Source organism: Pricia sp. (genome assembly GCF_041745955.1).
Taxonomy (GTDB): Bacteria; Bacteroidota; Bacteroidia; order Flavobacteriales; family Flavobacteriaceae; genus Pricia.
Map to the genome: position 1 here is coordinate 1 of NZ_JBGTHY010000419.1, position 2482 is coordinate 2482.

A 2482-nucleotide genomic window follows, 5' to 3' on the forward strand; every position below is an offset into this window, starting at 1 on the left:
TGTTGGCGATATTGGCCGCCTTTACGAAAATGGAAAGTTGCTTGTTCCAACGGTAGCCAAGATGGGCGTTAGCGTCGAAAAAACTTTCCAAAGTAATTATTTCCGCCTGAAAATTCGAGGGAATTCCCGTCTGGTCGGCGATCGTAGCGATATCTTCGCGTTCGCCTACATAGAAAAGGTTCGTGCCGGCGTACCATTTTTCACCGATTTGATAGTCCATAAAAAGCGAGCCTTTCAGATCGGGCCGGTTCCAGGCCGGATTATCGGTTTCGGTGGCATAGTTGTAGTACTCCGCATTCACGCCTAAGGTAAAATTGCGGTTCACATCTACGTTCAGCTCACCGAATACGCCGACGGTTTTGATATCGTCATAGAACACCTCGAACGAATTGCCATAGTAATAGCCTTTTTCATCGTCCCGGAAGGTATTTTGGGGGTTCAATTTGAAAAGGGGACTCCGGTCCTCTGCCGTGTACGAAGCTTTGATGTTATAGCTTAAGGTAGGTAACAATTGCCCTTTCAAGCCAATGTAACCGTCATATTTGGTATCGGTCGGCACGATATTCAGGGTTGGGGATACGTAGGGATTATTTTCTACAAAACCAAAATAAGAATTCTGTTTCAGTTCCCCTTCTATCCCACCGTACACGATGGCCAGCTGATCGAGCAGTCGATAGGATGCTGTTACCGCAGGATAGATATAAAAGTTACTGTCACTGTTTTCGGTATCTAATCCATAGACCAGATTGACGCCCAGGTTCAAAGAAAAATCATCGCTCAGCAAGCGAAGGCTTGGGTTGATTCCTGCTTGCAGGTTGCTATAATTAATGGAAGGGGCGTTGGTCGCACTGTTCAGGCTGGCGTTGTCGAAATTACCGTTGACATAATCGACTTTGATATTTATCCCAAAGGATTCTTCGGCTACGGGAAAGGCAAAACCGGTCTTGAACACCGCCCTATTTTCACCCGATTTTACGGCATCCCAAAAACGGCGGTAGTGCAATTCGGCATTTTCAAAATAGGAATCCTGAACATTGATATGCGCATCCGCTTCGGCCATAAAATAGTTTTGGCGCTCCTCGATGGAATTCACTACTTCTTCGGTAAAGACCCCATCGGGAATACCGTACCAATTGTACAGCTGGTGTTGGGCGCCGACATCAAATCCCCAATCGAAATCGCGGTCCCTTTTGGTATAGGTGCCATCCAATTGCGTGTTGGAGTACACATTATCCAAAGCTACCCCTTTCAGGTCGCCACGGGAGGAATTGTGGTTCAGCCCCACGGTATATCCAGATTCCCTATCAAGGGCTCGGCTCGTATAGAACTTGGCCATTACGTTAGCGGGGTTACCACCCCCCGCAGAGGCGTAAGAATTGTACAGTACGGGCGGTGGCGTTTTCTTGACCGCGGTCGCCGTGCCCTTCGTAGGTGTAAAAGTCGAGGCCACCGGCACTGAAAAGATATTGTATTCGATCTTTTTCTTCTGTAAGACGATGGAATCGTTCAAGGTCGGGACCGATTTGATTTTAAAGGCATCGGAAATCGTCGGGGTATACGCCTTCGTGACCGTAACGGTTTCGGTACCGATATCGTCGGTTTCTTCTTCGTTTTCGTCTTCTTGGGCGTAGGTAATCTGTGAAAATCCGAAAATTAGGATTAAAACTAAGATAAGATGTTTGTGCATTTTTTGTGTTCTTTAATCTTGCTCTAATTTTGTATTCTTTTATCTAGTTTCAATTCCCATCCGTTCGAATCGACGAATTGCTCTGTGCCTCCTTCGATTTGATAATGGCCAGCTCCGCTTTCGCTTCGGATACCAGTTCGGGATATTGACTGAAATTGGTCGTCACGTTATCCAAAATATAGGTCGCTTGGTAGGCATCGCCTAGGGCATAAAAGTTCTTGGCCATGATGACCAGACCTTTGCCGCCCCATTCCTTATAACTGGAATAGTCTTTCGCCAATTTTTGTACGGAGGCGTTCGATGCCTCGAAATCCTGTGCCTTGTTCTTGAAATAGGCATCGTAGTACAAAGCTTCGGCAGCGGTACCGCCGGTAGCGATTTTCAATACATCTTGATAGGCACTTTCCGCTTTTGCCTCGTCGCCGGTGGCAACTGCGGCTCGGGCGATCATGATCTGGGCATCGCTCTTGATACGGTTGTCGATGGTCGGCACGGCCAAGACCTTATCGGCGTATGCCAAGGTTTTCGCATAGTTTTTCTGCTCGTAGTAGCCTTTCATTAGATTGGACTGCGCAAAAACTCGGTTTTGCTGAATATCAGCTTGATCTTCCAAACGTTCCAAAAACGGTACGGCCGTGACATAATCATCTTTTCCGATATAGATTTCACAGACCCGGGTCAGGGACTGCTCCGCATATTCGCCCCCGGATTTATCGGATACAAATTTGTAATGCGGCAAGGCCTTCTCTTGTTGGCCGTTCCCAAAGTAAAGCTGTGCTAGGTTGAAATGCGACT

The 2482-nt window shown here is 47.2% G+C and carries 2 protein-coding genes; both read right to left on the reverse strand.

Translation table 11 applies throughout. The features are described from left to right. The coding region (locus ACEW8S_RS14900; RefSeq protein WP_373518920.1) for a TonB-dependent receptor at positions 1-1687 on the reverse strand (1687 nt) is incomplete at its 3' end. 49 nt (positions 1688-1736) lie between these two features. Further along, positions 1737-2482, reverse strand: a 746-nt coding sequence (locus ACEW8S_RS14905; protein ID WP_373518921.1) for a tetratricopeptide repeat protein, incomplete at its 5' end; no start/stop codon positions are given.